The organism is Paraburkholderia sp. J69-1 (genome assembly GCF_905220255.1).
Classification (GTDB): domain Bacteria; phylum Pseudomonadota; class Gammaproteobacteria; order Burkholderiales; family Burkholderiaceae; genus Paraburkholderia.
The window spans coordinates 93721-108661 of the sequence record NZ_CAJMZG010000029.1 but is presented as its reverse complement, the minus strand read 5'-3'; the positions used below and the strand labels follow the sequence as shown (position 1 = coordinate 108661).

Annotated in this window: 12 protein-coding genes; 7 read left to right on the top strand and 5 right to left on the bottom strand. The window is 65.0% G+C overall.

Annotated elements, in window-relative coordinates; genetic code table 11:
• Positions 1-140: 140 nt before the first annotated feature.
• On the bottom strand, positions 141-1541 hold the full coding sequence (locus tag U5A67_RS36430) for a GntP family permease (RefSeq protein WP_205987886.1): 1401 nt from the start codon (positions 1539-1541) through the stop codon (positions 141-143).
• Positions 1542-1766: 225 nt separating this feature from the next.
• On the opposite strand from U5A67_RS36430, the gene U5A67_RS36425 reads away from it, so the two are divergent.
• Both U5A67_RS36425 and U5A67_RS36420 read left to right on the top strand, forming a co-directional pair.
• Positions 1767-2306: a BON domain-containing protein gene (locus tag U5A67_RS36425; RefSeq protein ID WP_415768144.1), complete on the top strand. Its 540-nt coding sequence runs from the start codon at positions 1767-1769 to the stop codon at positions 2304-2306.
• A gap of 119 nt (positions 2307-2425) precedes the next feature.
• Positions 2426-2704 carry a hypothetical protein gene (locus U5A67_RS36420; RefSeq protein WP_205987885.1) on the top strand — a complete coding sequence of 93 codons (279 nt, stop codon included), beginning with the start codon at positions 2426-2428 and terminating at the stop codon, positions 2702-2704.
• A gap of 68 nt (positions 2705-2772) precedes the next feature.
• Here the strand turns inward: U5A67_RS36420 and U5A67_RS36415 are convergent, their stop codons facing one another.
• Positions 2773-3984, bottom strand: a complete 1212-nt coding sequence (locus U5A67_RS36415) for a helix-turn-helix transcriptional regulator (RefSeq protein ID WP_321818123.1) — start codon at positions 3982-3984, stop codon at positions 2773-2775.
• Positions 3985-4438: 454 nt separating this feature from the next.
• Here U5A67_RS36415 and U5A67_RS36410 point away from each other — a divergent pair, with 454 nt between their 5' ends.
• The 3 genes from U5A67_RS36410 (at position 4439) to U5A67_RS36400 (ending at position 7343) form a co-directional block, all read left to right on the top strand.
• On the top strand, positions 4439-4666 hold the full coding sequence (locus tag U5A67_RS36410; protein WP_321818122.1) for a hypothetical protein: 228 nt from the start codon (positions 4439-4441) through the stop codon (positions 4664-4666).
• Between the two features lie 150 nt (positions 4667-4816).
• Positions 4817-5113: an H-NS family nucleoid-associated regulatory protein gene (locus tag U5A67_RS36405; RefSeq protein WP_205987882.1), complete on the top strand. Its 297-nt coding sequence runs from the start codon at positions 4817-4819 to the stop codon at positions 5111-5113.
• A 628-nt stretch (positions 5114-5741) separates the two neighbouring features.
• The gene (locus U5A67_RS36400) at positions 5742-7343 is read left to right on the top strand and encodes a peptide chain release factor 3 (protein ID WP_205987881.1); all 1602 of its coding nucleotides are present in this window, start codon (positions 5742-5744) and stop codon (positions 7341-7343) included.
• Between the two features lie 62 nt (positions 7344-7405).
• Here U5A67_RS36400 and U5A67_RS36395 read toward each other — a convergent pair whose 3' ends face one another.
• Entirely contained in the window at positions 7406-8587 is a 1182-nt protein-coding gene (locus tag U5A67_RS36395; RefSeq protein WP_321818121.1) for a GGDEF domain-containing protein, read from the bottom strand.
• A gap of 331 nt (positions 8588-8918) precedes the next feature.
• Here U5A67_RS36395 and U5A67_RS36390 point away from each other — a divergent pair, with 331 nt between their 5' ends.
• Positions 8919-11276: a GNAT family N-acetyltransferase gene (locus U5A67_RS36390; RefSeq protein ID WP_321818120.1), complete on the top strand. Its 2358-nt coding sequence runs from the start codon at positions 8919-8921 to the stop codon at positions 11274-11276.
• Positions 11277-11316: 40 nt separating this feature from the next.
• Here U5A67_RS36390 and U5A67_RS36385 read toward each other — a convergent pair whose 3' ends face one another.
• Complete coding sequence (locus tag U5A67_RS36385) at positions 11317-11862, bottom strand: hypothetical protein (protein ID WP_205986922.1); 546 nt, start codon at positions 11860-11862, stop codon at positions 11317-11319.
• Between the two features lie 160 nt (positions 11863-12022).
• On the opposite strand from U5A67_RS36385, the gene U5A67_RS36380 reads away from it, so the two are divergent.
• Positions 12023-14041 (top strand): tetratricopeptide repeat protein, encoded by a 2019-nt coding sequence (locus U5A67_RS36380; protein WP_321818119.1) that lies wholly within the window; start codon positions 12023-12025, stop codon positions 14039-14041.
• Positions 14042-14048: 7 nt separating this feature from the next.
• Here the strand turns inward: U5A67_RS36380 and U5A67_RS36375 are convergent, their stop codons facing one another.
• Positions 14049-14888 (bottom strand): IclR family transcriptional regulator, encoded by an 840-nt coding sequence (locus U5A67_RS36375; protein ID WP_321818118.1) that lies wholly within the window; start codon positions 14886-14888, stop codon positions 14049-14051.
• Between the last annotated feature and the right edge of the window lie 53 nt (positions 14889-14941).

Here is a 14941-nt window from a genome sequence, read left to right as displayed (position 1 = left end):
AAGCGAGAACCGGGGTTCTGGCGTTTACGCGCGTGGAAAAGCACGCGCAGATGCAGGCACCGCTAAGCCCGCATAAAAAAGCCGTCCCCACAGGGACGGCTTTTTGCATTCAGCACTACCACTAGCAACAATCCAAACCCTTAAACCAACCCCGTCGTATAAAAAACGGCGATCACAAAGAACACCGCCAACGTCTTGATCACGGTGACTGCAAAAATGTCCCGATATGACTCACGGTGCGTCAACCCGGTCACGGCCAACAGCGTAATGACTGCGCCGTTATGCGGCAGCGTATCCATCCCGCCGCTGGCCATGGCCACTACTCGATGCAGCACCTCTAGCGGAATATTCGCAGCCTGCGCGCCTTTGATAAACAGATCGGACATCGCAGCCAGCGCAATACTCATCCCGCCTGATGCTGAACCCGTAATCCCCGCCAGCGAACTCACCGAAACAGCCGCATTAACAAGCGGATTCGGAATGCTCTTGAGCGCATCGCTGACAACAAGAAAACCCGGCAACGCCGCAATTACGCCACCAAAGCCATATTCCGAAGCCGTGTTGAGCGACGCCAGCAGCGCGCCCGCCACAGCCGCCTTCGTGCCCGTCGCAAAACGCTCCTTCACACGCGAAAACGCGCTGACGACCACGAACACGATCCCCAGCAGCAACGCACCTTCCACCGACCAGATCGCGACAACCTGTTTGACCGTCGTCGTCACGGGCGTATGCATGCCGGGTAGCACATCGGGCGTGACGGTGTACGTATCGCCGTACCACTGCGGAATCCAGCGCGTGAGAAAGAAGTTCGCGACACCCACCAGCACGAGCGGCGTCACAGCCAGCAGCGGATTCGGCAGATGGTCGGTTTTCACGTGCTCGGGCTCGTTCACCAGCGAGGTGCCGTAGCCTTCGCCCTTGGCCATCGCGCTACGGCGTCGCCATTCGAGGTACGTCAGACCCACCACGATGATGAACAACGAGCCGATCACGCCCAGCGCCGGCGCGGCCCAGGCGGTGGTCTTGAAGAACGTCGTCGGGATGATGTTCTGGATCTGCGGCGTGCCGGGCAGCGAGTCCATCGTGAACGAGAATGCGCCAAGCGCGATCGCGCCAGGCATCAGGCGCTTGGGGATGTTGCTCTGGCGATAAAGCTCCGCGGCGAACGGATAGACCGCGAACACCACCACGAACAGCGACACGCCGCCATACGTGAGCAGCGCGCAGACGGCCACGATCACCGCATTGGCGCGAGAGCGGCCGATATAGCGGATCGCGGCGGCGACGATCGCTTCCGAGAATCCCGATAGCTCGATGACCTTGCCGAATACGGCGCCGAGCAGGAACACGGGGAAATACAACTTCACGAAACCCACCATTTTCTCCATGAAAATGCCGGAGAAAACCGGTGCGACGGCGGCGGGATCGGTGAGCAGAACAGCGGCGAGCGCCGCTACGGGAGCGAAAAGGATCACGCTGTAGCCGCGATATGCGGCAAGCATGAGAAACGCTAGAGCGGCGAGAACGATAATGAACGACATGGAGTCTCCTGCAAGGGCGTGTTGCACTTCGTCGATGCACTTCTGTATTGCGCTTTTTCTTGCATGTCTCTACGCCCACGATCAAAGCCATGGTGCGCCGCAGCGATTGTACCGAATCGTTCAGGAAGGCTTCGCAATCGCGTATGCCGGGCATTCCTGATTGCGGCTTGCGCAGGGCGGTCCTATCGTGACTGAATCGGCATACGCAGCGGCAGGGAGAGGGCGATGCAAACGCGCAAGGCGTTTCAGGGACGGCGAGCGAGGGCGATCACGTGGCTGATTGCGGCGATGTTGCCGTGCATCGCGGTGGCGCAGGCATCGGCGCCATCGCCTGACGAAGTCCGCAACTGGTACAACGACCCGTTTTTTGCGCTTTCGGCTGCGCAGCGCGCCTGCCCGCAGCCGCTCGGCCCGAGCATGACCAAGGCCGAAGCCGACGACGACGCCCATTACCGCGTCGAGCGCGGCACGACCTGCTGGCTCGCGCACAAATGCACGAAGCCGAATTCCTATCTCTACGATGCCGATATTGCGCAGGCGATCCGCACGCAGTTCAAGGACGACGCTACGCTGGCCGGCACGAGCCTGTGGATTACGGTGCAGCGGCGCTTCGTCTATGCCGAAGGTTGCGCGGGCGCAAACTTCGATCGCGCGGCGCTGGAGCGGCGACTATCGGCGATACCCGATGTCGAGCAGGTGTTTGTGCGCATCAGTGCCGATCCGCGCGCGAAGCCGCCGTACAAGACGATGCCGCCGTCGCACTGAAACACTCGAACCGCGCGCGCCACGCGCCTGTTACCCCATGCGCTCCGCATGGCGCCCAGGCGTCACGCGGCATGGCACAATCGCAGCGTCGAAAAACTAGAACGCCCCCGGGGTACTCCATGAATCGTTTCGTTTCGCCTTCGTTTTATCTTCGCAGGCTGCCGTTTGCGGCGGGCGCCTGTGCGCTGCTCGCGGCTTTGTCCGCGTGCAGCAGCGGCCCGCCGCTGTTCCTCTCCGATGGCCGTCCCACGATCCAGGTGCAATGCCCGGCGGGCGGCGACCGCGATTCGTGCGTGCAACAGGCGCGTGCGCGCTGCGCTGGCGCGGGTTACGACACCGTCGATAACGCCACGACCGGCGACACTTATACGCTCGTGTTCGCCTGCAAGGCGAAATAAGACGTCCGAACCGATATCGTCGCGCGAGGCTACGTCAGTAGCCTCCAGCCGCACCTGGCCGGCCGCACCTAGCCGGCGGCACCTGCCCGGCCGCGTGCCGGCAGGTTCATCATCAGACGCAGCAGATCGGGTTGTCGTCGCGTGGCGGTTTTGAGGTAGATCGACTGTAGTTGCTTGCGCACCGTGTCGTATTGCACGTTCACGCGCGCGGCGATTTCCTTGGCCGTGAAGCCATCCACCAGCATGTGCACGATGCGGCATTCGGCGGGCGAGAGATCGAATGCCGTGGCCAGCACCTGCTCGTCCACCGCCGGCGCCGAACGCGGATGGTAGAAGGTCAGCGCCGCCATCGCGCGCAGATCGGCGGCCGATGCTTCGCCGGGCGTCACCACGTTGTAGAACGCGTAGAGCACTTCCGGCGCGGCGGGTAACGTCGCATCGGCATCGTTGTCGCGCGTTGGGTGCCCGTCTTCATGATCGACAGCGCGATCGGCAGTACTCACGATGCGCAGCGCCCGCACGCGCGCCGCTGCGGCCCGCGCGCCGTTCACGTGGTTTTTCAGGCGCGCTTCGCTGATCGCCACATCCTCCAGAAAGCGCGTCTGAAACGGCGCGGCCAGCGCGATGCGCTTGCTGCGCACGCGCACGAGCGACGTGGCGCGCAACAGCCGCTGCGCAGGTTCGTTGCTGTGCAGGACTTCGCCGAGCGCGCTCACAAGCATCGCAGGCGGACGCGCCTGGCGCGCGAGCGCATCGGCGTCGGGCAGCAGGCGATGCAGGCTCAGGCGCATCGCGCGGATCAGATGCGGCGTCAGACGTTCGAGCAGCGCGCGCCCGGCCTCCGGCAGCGGGCCGTCACCGTGGTGGCGGCGGCAGGCGATCATCGCCGTGAGCGTGCCGCTGTCGATCAGCTTGCACAGCGAGACGAAGCGCCCCGCGCCCGCGAGCACGCACGGCTCGAACACGGCCTGGCCCCGGCTGTTGCCGGCGTCGCTGCAGCAGTAGAGCCATTTGCCGGGCGCACAGGCGCGCAGCCATTCGAGGCGCGCGTCGTCGCGATAGAGCGTGGGGATGAATTCGAGCGGTTCGGTTTCCAGCACGCTGAAACCATCGGCCCAGGAGAACAACTCGCGCTGACGATCGAAGGCGCTCAACTGGATCGAAGCAGCGCCGATCGCCTCGCGCAGCAGGGCGCAAAAATCCTTCCATGCCGCGGGACGTTCGAGCGTGGCGTATATGCCGTGCAACAGGCAGTCGTATTCCGATTCGTTCGATTTCACGCCGATCCCGTACTCAAACCCGCCGTGAAGCATCGCGCGCCTAAAATGCGTGGCGCATATTCCTTGCACAACTGTGGAATATACAGCCGTTTTAGGCGCCGCTAATCTTCATATCGTTCGTTGACTAATAGCGTCAGGTTGGACGAGGCGCCCATTGCGTTCCGTGCGGTAGGCAACGGATTGGCGGCCATGGCCGTCCTATTCTGGAACGGCGAGGCTGTTGAAAACCACCCCGCCAGACCGACTGCCAGGAAAAAGACCGCGCAAGAAAAGTGATAAACAGGCGACAAGCACGCGTCAGGCTGCCGATAAACAATCCGGCGCAATGAGCGCAATGCGGCGAATTAAATTCCAGGTTATCGCTGAATAATGGTTTAGTCATCGCGCTGCATTGAATGCGCCGACGTCTTTTACATGACGTCTTTTAAAAGTTGGATGAATCCCGGGGGCAGCAATGAACCATCATCAACTTGAAAAGGATATTGAGCATCTCGAGCAGATCGTTGCAAGACTGTCGGGCACCGATCGCATTCCCCTTTCTTACTGGCGCGGCCGCGTTGCAGCCGTGTCGAGCGCCGATCTCGTGCCTTCGCAATTGCAGCGTGTCAGGCGTCTGTCCGAGGCGCTGGGCGCGCTGGAGCGGCGCGCGAAGGGTATTGCGGCGCTCGAAACCATTCGTTAGCGAACACATAATCGCCGATCGATCTGGTAAAGAAAGGAAAGAAATTGACGCGTATAAGCGAATGCAAGCGAAAAACGGCGCGCAATTTAACACTCGCGAGGGCGATAAGGGCCACAATAGCCACGTGTGACCTTCTGGAGATCTCTATTCATGCCGAGCTACAAGCAACTCACCGCCCAACTCGAAAAACTGCATAAGGAAGTTGCGGCGGCACGCGAAAAGGAAGTCGAGCAAGCGATCGCCGACATCAAGGAAAAGATCGCGGAATACGAAATCACGGCGGAAGAGCTCGGCTTCACAAGCGCGGGTACGGTCGCGCGCAAGAAGACGCCGCTGCCCGCGCGTTTTGCGAACCCCAAGACGGGGGAGACCTGGAGCGGCCGTGGCCGTGCTCCGGCGTGGCTTTCGGGCGTGAAGAACCGCGACCGCTTCCTGATCAAGCAATAAACCTCCGGGATCAAGCGCGGCGCGTGTGATCCCGTAAATCCTCACCTTTGGGCGGCGCCCGGCGATGCCAGTGCGCCGCCGGGCTCTGGACCAGCAGTACGGCGATGCATGGCGCGCTGCGTGAATCGCCCGGCCTGCGCCGCGCACGATGCACGCACGATGCACGCAAGTCATTGACGCGAAAAGCTTTCTCACGCGAGACACTTTGCCGCGTGCTCACGGCACGGTCAGCCGATCTGCCCAAACGCCCTGCGTAATGCACTGAAAACGCAGCGCAAGCGCTCCGCTTCCGGCCCCGCGCCCATTGCTCCCGTAAAAGCTCACCGTAGCCACGCCGCCGATACCCCACGCGCCACGCTTATCCACAGCGAAGTCTTAGTCTCCAGCGGTAATGCCGTGTATCATTCGTCCCCGGCGCCTTCCTGCTGCGGACGTCGGTCGTGTTTTTCGGACCGGTCGTGCTATTCGCCTCGAAGGCCGCGACGCGCAGGCCGCCCGCCTGCCGTGCCGCAGCCGGCAATGCTGCCGCGCTGGCCGCCGGGCCGGCCGCCGCCGATGCGCCGGCCACATCCGCAACCCCCGCCACGCGGCCGGTTGCCCGAATTCATCAGTGATACCCGCTCCATCCATGTCAGTTGCCGAACTCAGACGCCGCCGCACGTTCGCGGTCATTTCTCACCCGGACGCGGGTAAGACCACGCTCACCGAAAAGCTGCTGCTGTTCTCGGGCGCGATTCAGATCGCCGGTACCGTGAAGGGCAAGAAGAGCGGCCGCTTCGCGACCTCCGACTGGATGGAGATCGAAAAGCAGCGCGGCATTTCGGTCGCCAGCTCGGTCATGCAGTTCGAATACGGCGACGCCGTCATCAATCTGCTCGACACCCCGGGCCACGAGGACTTCTCGGAAGATACCTATCGTGTGCTGACGGCCGTCGACGCGGCCGTGATGGTGATCGACGGCGCGAACGGCGTGGAAGCGCAGACGCTCAAGCTGCTCGAAGTCTGCCGCAGCCGCAAGACGCCCATTCTCACGTTCATCAACAAGCTCGACCGCGAAGTGCGCGAGCCGCTCGATCTGCTCGACGAAATCGAGCAGCACCTTGGCGTGGCGGCGGTGCCGTTCACCTGGCCGATCGGCATGGGCAAGGAATTCCAGGGCGTCTACGACATCCAGCGCGATCAGGTGCGCGTGTTCCGTGCGGGCGAGCAATCGCTGGGCGGCGCGGTGGAAACGCTGCAAAACATCAGCGACGCCGATGGCGAAGCGCGCTTCGGCTATCACTGGAAGCGCACCAAGGAAGAAGTCGAGCTGATCACGGGCGCGACGCCCACCTTCGATCGCGAAGCGTTCCTCAAGGGCGAGCAGTCGCCGGTGCTGTTCGGCTCGGCGATCAATAACTTCGGCGTGAAGGAAATTCTGGACGCGCTGGTCGACCTCGCGCCGGCACCGTCGCCGCGTATGGCCGTGCAGCGCGCGGTCGCGCCGGACGAAGCCAAATTCACGGGCGTCGTGTTCAAGGTGCAGGCCAATATGGACCTCGCGCACCGCGACCGCGTGGCGTTTATCCGCGTGTGCTCGGGCCATTTCGAGCGCGGCATGCAACTGAAGGTCACGCGCAACAACAAGACCTTCCGCGCCAATAACGTGGTGAGCTTCCTGTCGCAGCGCCGCGAAACCGTGGCCGAAGCCTACCCTGGCGACATCATCGGTATTCCTAACCATGGCACGCTGAGTCTCGGCGATACGCTGACCGAAGGCGAAGACCTGCAATTCACGGGTCTGCCGTTCTTCGCGCCGGAAATTTTCCAGACCGTCGAAGTGGTTGATCCGATGCGCGCCAAGCAACTGGGCGAAGCGCTCAAACAGCTTGGCGAAGAAGGCGCGATTCAGGTGTTCCGCCCGATTCACGGCGGCGCGACGATTCTCGGCGCGGTCGGCCAGCTGCAGTTCGAAGTGGTGTCGCACCGTCTCGCGGCGGAATACAAGGTGGCGGTGCGCCTGATGCCGGCGCGCTATCGCCTGTCGCGCTGGGTCACCTGCGATGACCCCGTCGAGCTGCGCCGTTTCACCGATTCGTACGAAGCGCGCATGGCCTACGACGCATCGAATGCGCCGACGTATCTGGCTTCGCACGTCTCCGAAATCGACGTCGCGCAAAAGGCGTGGCCGAAGATCGTCTTCAACGAACTGCGCGAGCATTCGGGCGCACCGTTCAAGAAGTCGATTTAACGCTGGCTGCTGCAGCCGATGTAGAACGGGCCGCTGGGTGGTTTCCCCCAGCGGCCCGTTTTTTATGCGTGTGTGGTTTGCGTATCGCTATCGCTGTTCGCGTATTCCAGGCGGTTGCCGCCCAGCGATTTCGCGCGATAGAGCGCCTGGTCGGCGGCGGCGAGCAGGTCGGAGAGCGTCATCGTTTCGCTCGTTTTCACCGCCAGGCCGATGCTGACGGTGGTGCGCATGCCCACGCCGTCGATGCCGTGCGCCGCCGTCTGCTCGAAGCGCCGCACGATCATTTCGCCCATTGCCTGCACCTGCGCGGTGTCGATGCCGGGCAGCAGCGCCGCAAATTCCTCGCCGCCGATGCGCGCCAGCAGCGCCTGCGGACCGACCACACCGCGCGCGATCGCCGAAAACGATTTCAGCACTTCGTCGCCGGTCTTGTGGCCGTAACGATCGTTGATCGTCTTGAAGTGGTCGAGGTCGAAGGCCAGCAGCGCAACCGCTTCGCGCCTGCCCGCCTGGCCGAGCATGCGCGCGCCTTCCTCGAAGAACCAGCGGCGGTTGCCCAGGCGCGTCAGATAATCCGTTTGGGATTCCTGCAAAAGCTGGCCGTGGGTTTCCTCGCGCACGAGGCGCAGCAGCGTCATCGGCAGCACGACCGAATACAGCACGCCTTCGTACAAGGTGATCTTGCTGACGGTCGGCAGAATCGCCTGACCGTAGCGCGTGGCCAGCCACGGCAGCACGACTGCGCGAAACGCGTAGAGCGCCGCGTGCGCGCCCGTCACCAGCACGGCGATATTGCGCGCGTGGCCCCATTTGCGGCCGTCGCCGCGCAGCAGTTCGCGCGCGGCCATCGCGGAAGCCAGCGACAGCGGGATCGCCGTGACATACATCCACATGACGTCGAGCCCGCGCGTACCCGACACGCCCCACGCGAGCGCCTGGACCAGCAGGATGAGCGCGGATGCGAGCCGGTAACGCCGCCCGTTCATGGTGGCGACGCCGTGGGCAATCAGCAGATAGCCGCACAGCATCACCATGTTGCTCAACGCGGAACCCCACACCCAGGGCAATTTGAAGCGATAGATGACGGCCACGCAGCCAATGGCGAGCGTGGTATATCCGGCGGCGAGTATTTTCAGTTCCTTGCTGCGGCCAGGGTGAGTGCGATGCTCCCAAAGGGTCATCGCGGAACTGGCGAGCAAGGTTCCGATCGCGAGGAAATATAGGGTGAGAAGGTCGACGTGCATCGCGGGCGTAAAAGTGCTACGCCGATACATCCCGGCGGCTGGCGCATTTTACGATGAAATATTGAAAACATAATGTTCGCGTCAGAAGGCTGCGATTTTGCAACAGATGTGCGGCGACACGGTTCCCGATACCGGTAACGTTTTCCTGTTTCTCGGGCGTTGGCATCGCGCGCAACGCTTCAAAGGCCGCGACGCCATGCCGCCGCCGCGCGAGGCTCTGTCAGGCGGCGAAATGCGCGCATCGCGGGGCCGATTCGCCTATCCTCATCGTCACGACGGGCGGCCGCGATGCACGCGCTGCGCCCGCGCATTCGAACAGCGAGGAGGGGCAGTGACCGTACGCAATCTCGACGCGATATTCCAGCCGAAGTCGGTGGCCGTGATCGGCGCTTCGCAGCGCGCCGGCAGCATCGGCAACATGGTCTGGCAGCGCCTGATCGAAGGCGGTTTCGCGGGGCCGCTGTGGGCGGTCAACCCGCGCCACGCCGGTGAGACGAGCGATTTCGACGGCCGGCCCGTGGTGGCCGATGCCGGCGATCTGCCCGAAGCGCCCAGCGTCGCCATCATCTGCACGCGGCCGGCCACGTGGCCCGCGCTGGTGCACCGGCTGGGCGGCATGGGCACGCGCGCGGCGATCATCGTCGGCGAGGCGCGCAGCGAGGAAGATCACGCCGATCTGCGCCACGCGCTGGCGGCAGCGCGCCCGCATCTGCTGCGGCTGCTCGGCCCCGGCAGCCTGGGCGCGCTCACGCCGGCGCTCAACGCGCAACTCGGCGCGGCCGCCACGGTCGCGCGCAAGGGCGGCGTGGCGTGGGTCTCGCAGTCCAACGCGCTGACCAACGCCGTGCTGCGCTGGGCCGATGCGCGCGGCCTGGGCTTCTCGCACGCGGTCGCGCTGGGCGACGAGGCCGATATCGACGTCGGCGATGTGCTCGACTATCTGGCCAGCGATCCGTCCACGCGCGCGATCCTGCTCGAAGTCGACAGCATCCGCGCGGCGCGCAAATTCATGTCCGCGGCGCGCGCGGCGGCCCGCAACAAGCCGGTGCTGGCGCTGCGCAGCGGCCGCGACGAGCCGGGCGACGCGCTCTACACGGCGGCGTTCCGGCGCGCGGGCCTGGTGCGCGTCGACACCCTCGACGATCTGCTCGACGAAATCGAAACGCTGGGCGTGGGCCGCGTGGCCGCGAGCGACTCGGCCACGCTCATCACGAGCGATCGCGGCGTGGCCACGCTCGCGCGCGACGCCTTCAACAAGGCCAGCGACACGCTCGCGCAATGGAGCGACGAAACCCGCGCGGCCGTGGAGGCGGCGCTGCCGCACGCGCAGGCGGGCAATCCGCTGGTGCTCGGCGATACGGCGAAGCCCGAGCATTTCGGCCTGGCGCTGCAGACGCTCGCCTCGCAGCGTTCGAGCGGCACGGCCTTCGTCGTGCATGCGCCCACTCACAGCGCGCCGGTGAACGAGGTGGCGCGCGTCCTGATCGAGAACCAGCGCTTTGCGTATCGCGGCATGCTGGCGTGCTTTTTCGGCGGCGTGGACGACGCCACGCGCGACGCGTTGCACGCGCACGGCATTCCGGTCCACACGACGCCGCGACGGCTCGCGCGCGCCTTTGCGCGTCTGGTCGATTACCGGCTGGGCCGCCAGTTGCTGATGCAGACGCCCGAAAGCTCGCCCGCGCAGGGCGCCGCGGCCATCGAAACGGCGCAGGGCATCGCGCGCGCGGCGCTGGCGGCGGGGCGCGACACGCTGGAAGGCGACGAGGCGGCGCAGCTTTTTGCCGCGTTCGGGCTGGAAACGACGCACGAGGAATCGCCGGACACCATCGTCGATGTGAGCGTCGAGTTTCGCGACGACGACAACTTCGGCCCGGTATTCCGCTTCGCCGCGCCTTCGCCGGATGGCTATTCGCCGCCGCTGCGCGTCTACAGCCTGCCGCCGCTCAATCCGGTGCTGTCGCGCGACATCATCACGCAGTCGCCCTACGCGCGGCGCGTCGCGCCCGAGCCGGCGCTGCGCGCGCTCACCGAACTGTCACAGACGGTGTGCGAAGTGCGAGAGATTGTCGGATTGCATCTGACATTGCGTGTGCGTCCCCACGGCGTCGCGCTCGCTGCGCCGCGCATCAAGCTGGCCGAAAAGCGTAGCCGCTTCGCGATCATGCCGTATCCGCGCCGGCTCGAAGAAACCATCGACTGGCACGGCGAGCGTCTGACGATCCGGCCGATCCGGCCCGAGGACGAAGAAATGCACCACGCCTTCGTCGAATCGATGACGCCGGACGATCTGCGTTTGCGGTTTTTCTCGGCGGTGCGCAGCTTCGATCACTCGCAGCTCGCGCGCATGACGCAGATCGATTACGACCGGGAGATGGCGCTGATCGCCAGTGTGGTGGGCGAGGACGGCCAGCCGCATACGCTCGGCGTGGCGCGCGCGGTGTCCGACCCGGACAACGAAACGGCCGAATTCGCCGTGGCGATTTTGTCGACGCTCAAGGGGCGCGGCCTGGGCCGCCTGCTGATGGAGCGCATCATCGCCTACGCGCGCTCGCGCGGCACGCACTGGCTGCTGGGCGAGGCGCTGCGCGAGAATGCGCCGATGATCGGCCTCGCGCGGGCGATGGGCTTTACGGTGACGCCGACGGATGATCCGGGCGTGGTGGGTTTCAGGATGCCGCTCGATTAACTCTCGCTTGCCTGTCGACCGGGCGGCATCGAACGCAGCTTTAAGCCGCGAGCTTCGCCAGCGCTTCGTCAACCTGCGCGCGCGTGACCGACAGTTCGTCGAGCCAGGCCTGCGCGTACTGTGCGCCGGTTTCCTTTTCCAGACGCGCGATGGTCGCGGCGCAGCGCGCGGCGTCCTTCGGCGTGGCGATGAAGGCCTTCACCGACTGGCCGCCCTGGAACGCCTCGAACAGCGGCATGCGGATGTCGTCCGGCAGCGCGCGCGTGGTCCACTGATGCGTCTTGCCGTTGAACGTCAGCGACGGCGGCAGCACGCGCTCCTTGCGCGTGGCCGGGATCAGGCCGAAATTGCGCGCGGCTTCGGCGATCTGCTCGGCCGAAAACAGCTCGTCCGGCGTGATTTCGAATTCGGCGATGGCGGTTTCGACGGTCTTCATCGCGTCGGCGCGATCGTCGCGCTTCTTCTGCGCACGCGCGACGATATCGCGCAGCTCGTCGGCTTCCTCAGCCGAAATCGTGAAGCTCGCCTGCTTTTGCTGAAGGTCGGAAAAACGCTGGAATTCTTGATCGGAGAGAAGTTTCGCCATGACGTATGCGTGCGCGCCCGACGTGAGACGCGCGCCGGACGGAATTTGAGAGGGCCGCCATTCTAACCGGTTTGCGCGGCGCGCTTCCAGTTGCGCGACGCCGCGCCAAACCAGGAACGCTCTGATGTTCGCGCCCCATCGGGCTTCCTATGATCGGGGCATGAAAATTTCCAGCCCGACCCTTTCTTCCCGTTCCGCCGATCTGCTCAAGCGTGGCCTCGATCGCCTGAACGCCGAACAATACACGCTTGCCGAAGCGCTCTTTCGCGAGATCGTCGCGCAGGACCCGCAGCATGCCGAAGCCTGGCATCGGCTGGGAGTGACGCTCGCGCGGCAGCAGCGTTTCGCGCCGGGCGAAGCGGCGATCCGTCAGGCGCTGGCGCTGCAGGATAGCGGCGAGCGTCAGCGCGATCTGGGCTGGACGCTCATCTGGCAAGGGCGCGACAACGAAGCGATCGCGGCGTATTACTCGGCGATCAATCAGGGCATGCGCGAGGCGCGGCTCTTCAATAACCTCGGCAATCTGCTCAAGAAGGGCAATAACCTCAAATATGCCGAGATCGCGTATCGCGCGGCCATCGACGTCGATCCGGCTTACGCGCTCGCGCACAGCAATCTCGCCATGCTGCTGCAGGATGCGGGGCAATTCGACGCCGCCGAGACAAGCCTGAAGCAGGCGCTCGAACTCGATCCGACGGCGGCGCATCTCTGGCAGCGCTACGGTGGATTGCTCGAGCAGCAGAACCGCCTCGATGAAGCCGACGCGGCGTATTGCCGGGGCGAGCGCTGGGAATCGGCGCAATATGTGCGGCGACGCGTGGCGTACTGGCAGGATCTCGATCGCATCGACCGCCTGACGCTGGAGATGGTGGCTTCGGGCGCGGCGGAACAACTCACGCCCTGGGGCCTGCTCGGCATTCCAGCGCTCACGCCGGGCCTGCATCGCGAAGCCGGGCGACGCTTCGCCGAAACGCGCTGGCGTGGCGAACTGGCGGCCGCGCCGCTGGTGGCGCGCGGCGCGGGGCTGGCCGAGGCGTTGTCTGCATTGGCGATGGGCGGGCGTTTGCGCATCGGCTATCTTTCCGCCGATTTTCATGCGCACGCCACGATGCATTTGCTGGCGGGCGTGCTCGAATCGCACGATGCGGCGCGCTTCGATATTCATCTGTATTCCTATGGAAATGCCGCGCGCGATACAGCGTGGCAAGCGCGTTTTGATGCGCTGCCCGCGACGTTCCACGACATCGGCGGTCTGACCGATGCGCAGGCAGCTGCGCAGATCGCCGATCATGGCATTCATCTGCTCGTCGATCTCAAGGGTTATACGACGCAAACGCGTCTGGGTATCACGGCGCTGCGGCCCGCGCCGGTGATCGTCAGCTGGCTGGGTTATCCCGGTTCGCTGGGCGCGCCAAGGCTGGCGGATTACCTGATCGGCGACTCGGTGGTGACGCCGCCTGCCAGCGCTCAGCATTACAGCGAAACGCTCGCGCTGATGCCGCACTGCTACCAGCCGACCGATCACCGGCGCCAGTGCGGCCCGCGGCCCACGCGCGCAGCGGCTGGTCTGCCCGAGCGCGGCTTCGTGTTCTGCAGTTTCAATCAGACGTTCAAGCTCAATGCGCAGATGGCGTCGGTGTGGGCGCGTCTCTTGAGCGCGGTGCCTGGCAGCGTGCTCTGGCTGCTCGATCCGGGCAGCGAGCGTGCGCGTGCCAATCTGCATGCGTTTTTCGTGAGCGAGGGCGTGGCGCGCGAGCGGGTGATTTTCGCGCCGCGACTCGCGCAGGAGGCGCATCTTGCGCGCCTGCAACTCGCCGATCTCGCACTCGATACCTTGCCGACCGGTTCGCACACCACCGGCAGCGATGCGCTGTGGGCGGGTGTGCCGATGGTGTCGGCAAGCGGCGCGCTGTTCGCGGGGCGCGTGGGCGCGAGCCTGCTGCATGCGGTGGGGCTCGGCGAACTGGTGGCGCGCGACCTCAATGGGTATTTCCAGATCGCGCTCGGGCTGGCGAGCGATCCGGCCTGGCTCGCGCAGATTCGCGAGCGGCTCGCGCGGGCGAAGAGCGACGCGCCGTTGTTCGATACGGTGCGGTTTACGCGCGATCTGGAGCGGTTGATGGTGGCGATTGTGCGCCGCGAGGTGGACGGGGGCGAGGGGGCGGTGGTGGCGCAGTAACGCGCGTTCACGCTTCCCCCTCCCGAAACATCGACAACGCCTCCACCGTCTCCTCCAGCATGCGCGTCGCGTCTTCCAGCGATGGCGCGACATAGTCGTCGATACGCTTGAGAAACGGGCAGGTGAGCGCCGCAATCGCCTGCCCGGACGGTCCCAGCACCGGAAACGTCACGTCCGTCACGCCGAAAATCTGCTGGCTGTCCGTGCGGGACAACCCTGCGGCCCGAATACGCTCGCACGCGCTTTCCAGCGCCGCATGATCGATGGCGACTTCGCCCTTGACCTTCGTATGTTCCGCGAGCATATGCGTGCGCTGCTCCGGCGTCTGATACGCGAGAATCGTGCGCCCCGAACTCGTATCGACGAGACCCACGCGCGAGCCCAGCCGCACCGCGATGCCCCACGTTCCCGGCCCGTCCACCTGGGCGATCACGAGCAGATTGCCGCGGTCGTACACCGCGAGATGGCAGGACTGCTCGGCGTCGTTGGCGAAGCGCTGCATGAGCGGTAGCGCCTCGGCGATCAGACGCTCCATCGGCGGATGGCGGTGCGCGAGCGCGAAGAGCTTGAGGCCCAGCGCGTAACGGTCGCCGGCTTCGGAGCGCATCACGTATTGACGCGCCACCAGCCGCTCCAGCATCCGGTAGATCTCGCTCGCATTGCGCCCGAGCGCCTTGGTGATTTCCGCGCGCGTGAGGCCGCCGCGCTGTTCCGCGAGCAGTTCCAGGATATCGAGCCCCTTGTCGAGCGCGGGCGCGCGGTAGCGGTCGTCGCCGTCACTGCCGTCCTTTTCTTCCGGTTCCAGCGCCGGCGCTTCGTCTTTCGGCTTGCGTGCGTTCGTTTTCATGGGTGCGTGCGTGTTTTCTGGATTGACGCGGAGGTGGGCACGCGCGCCGCCCA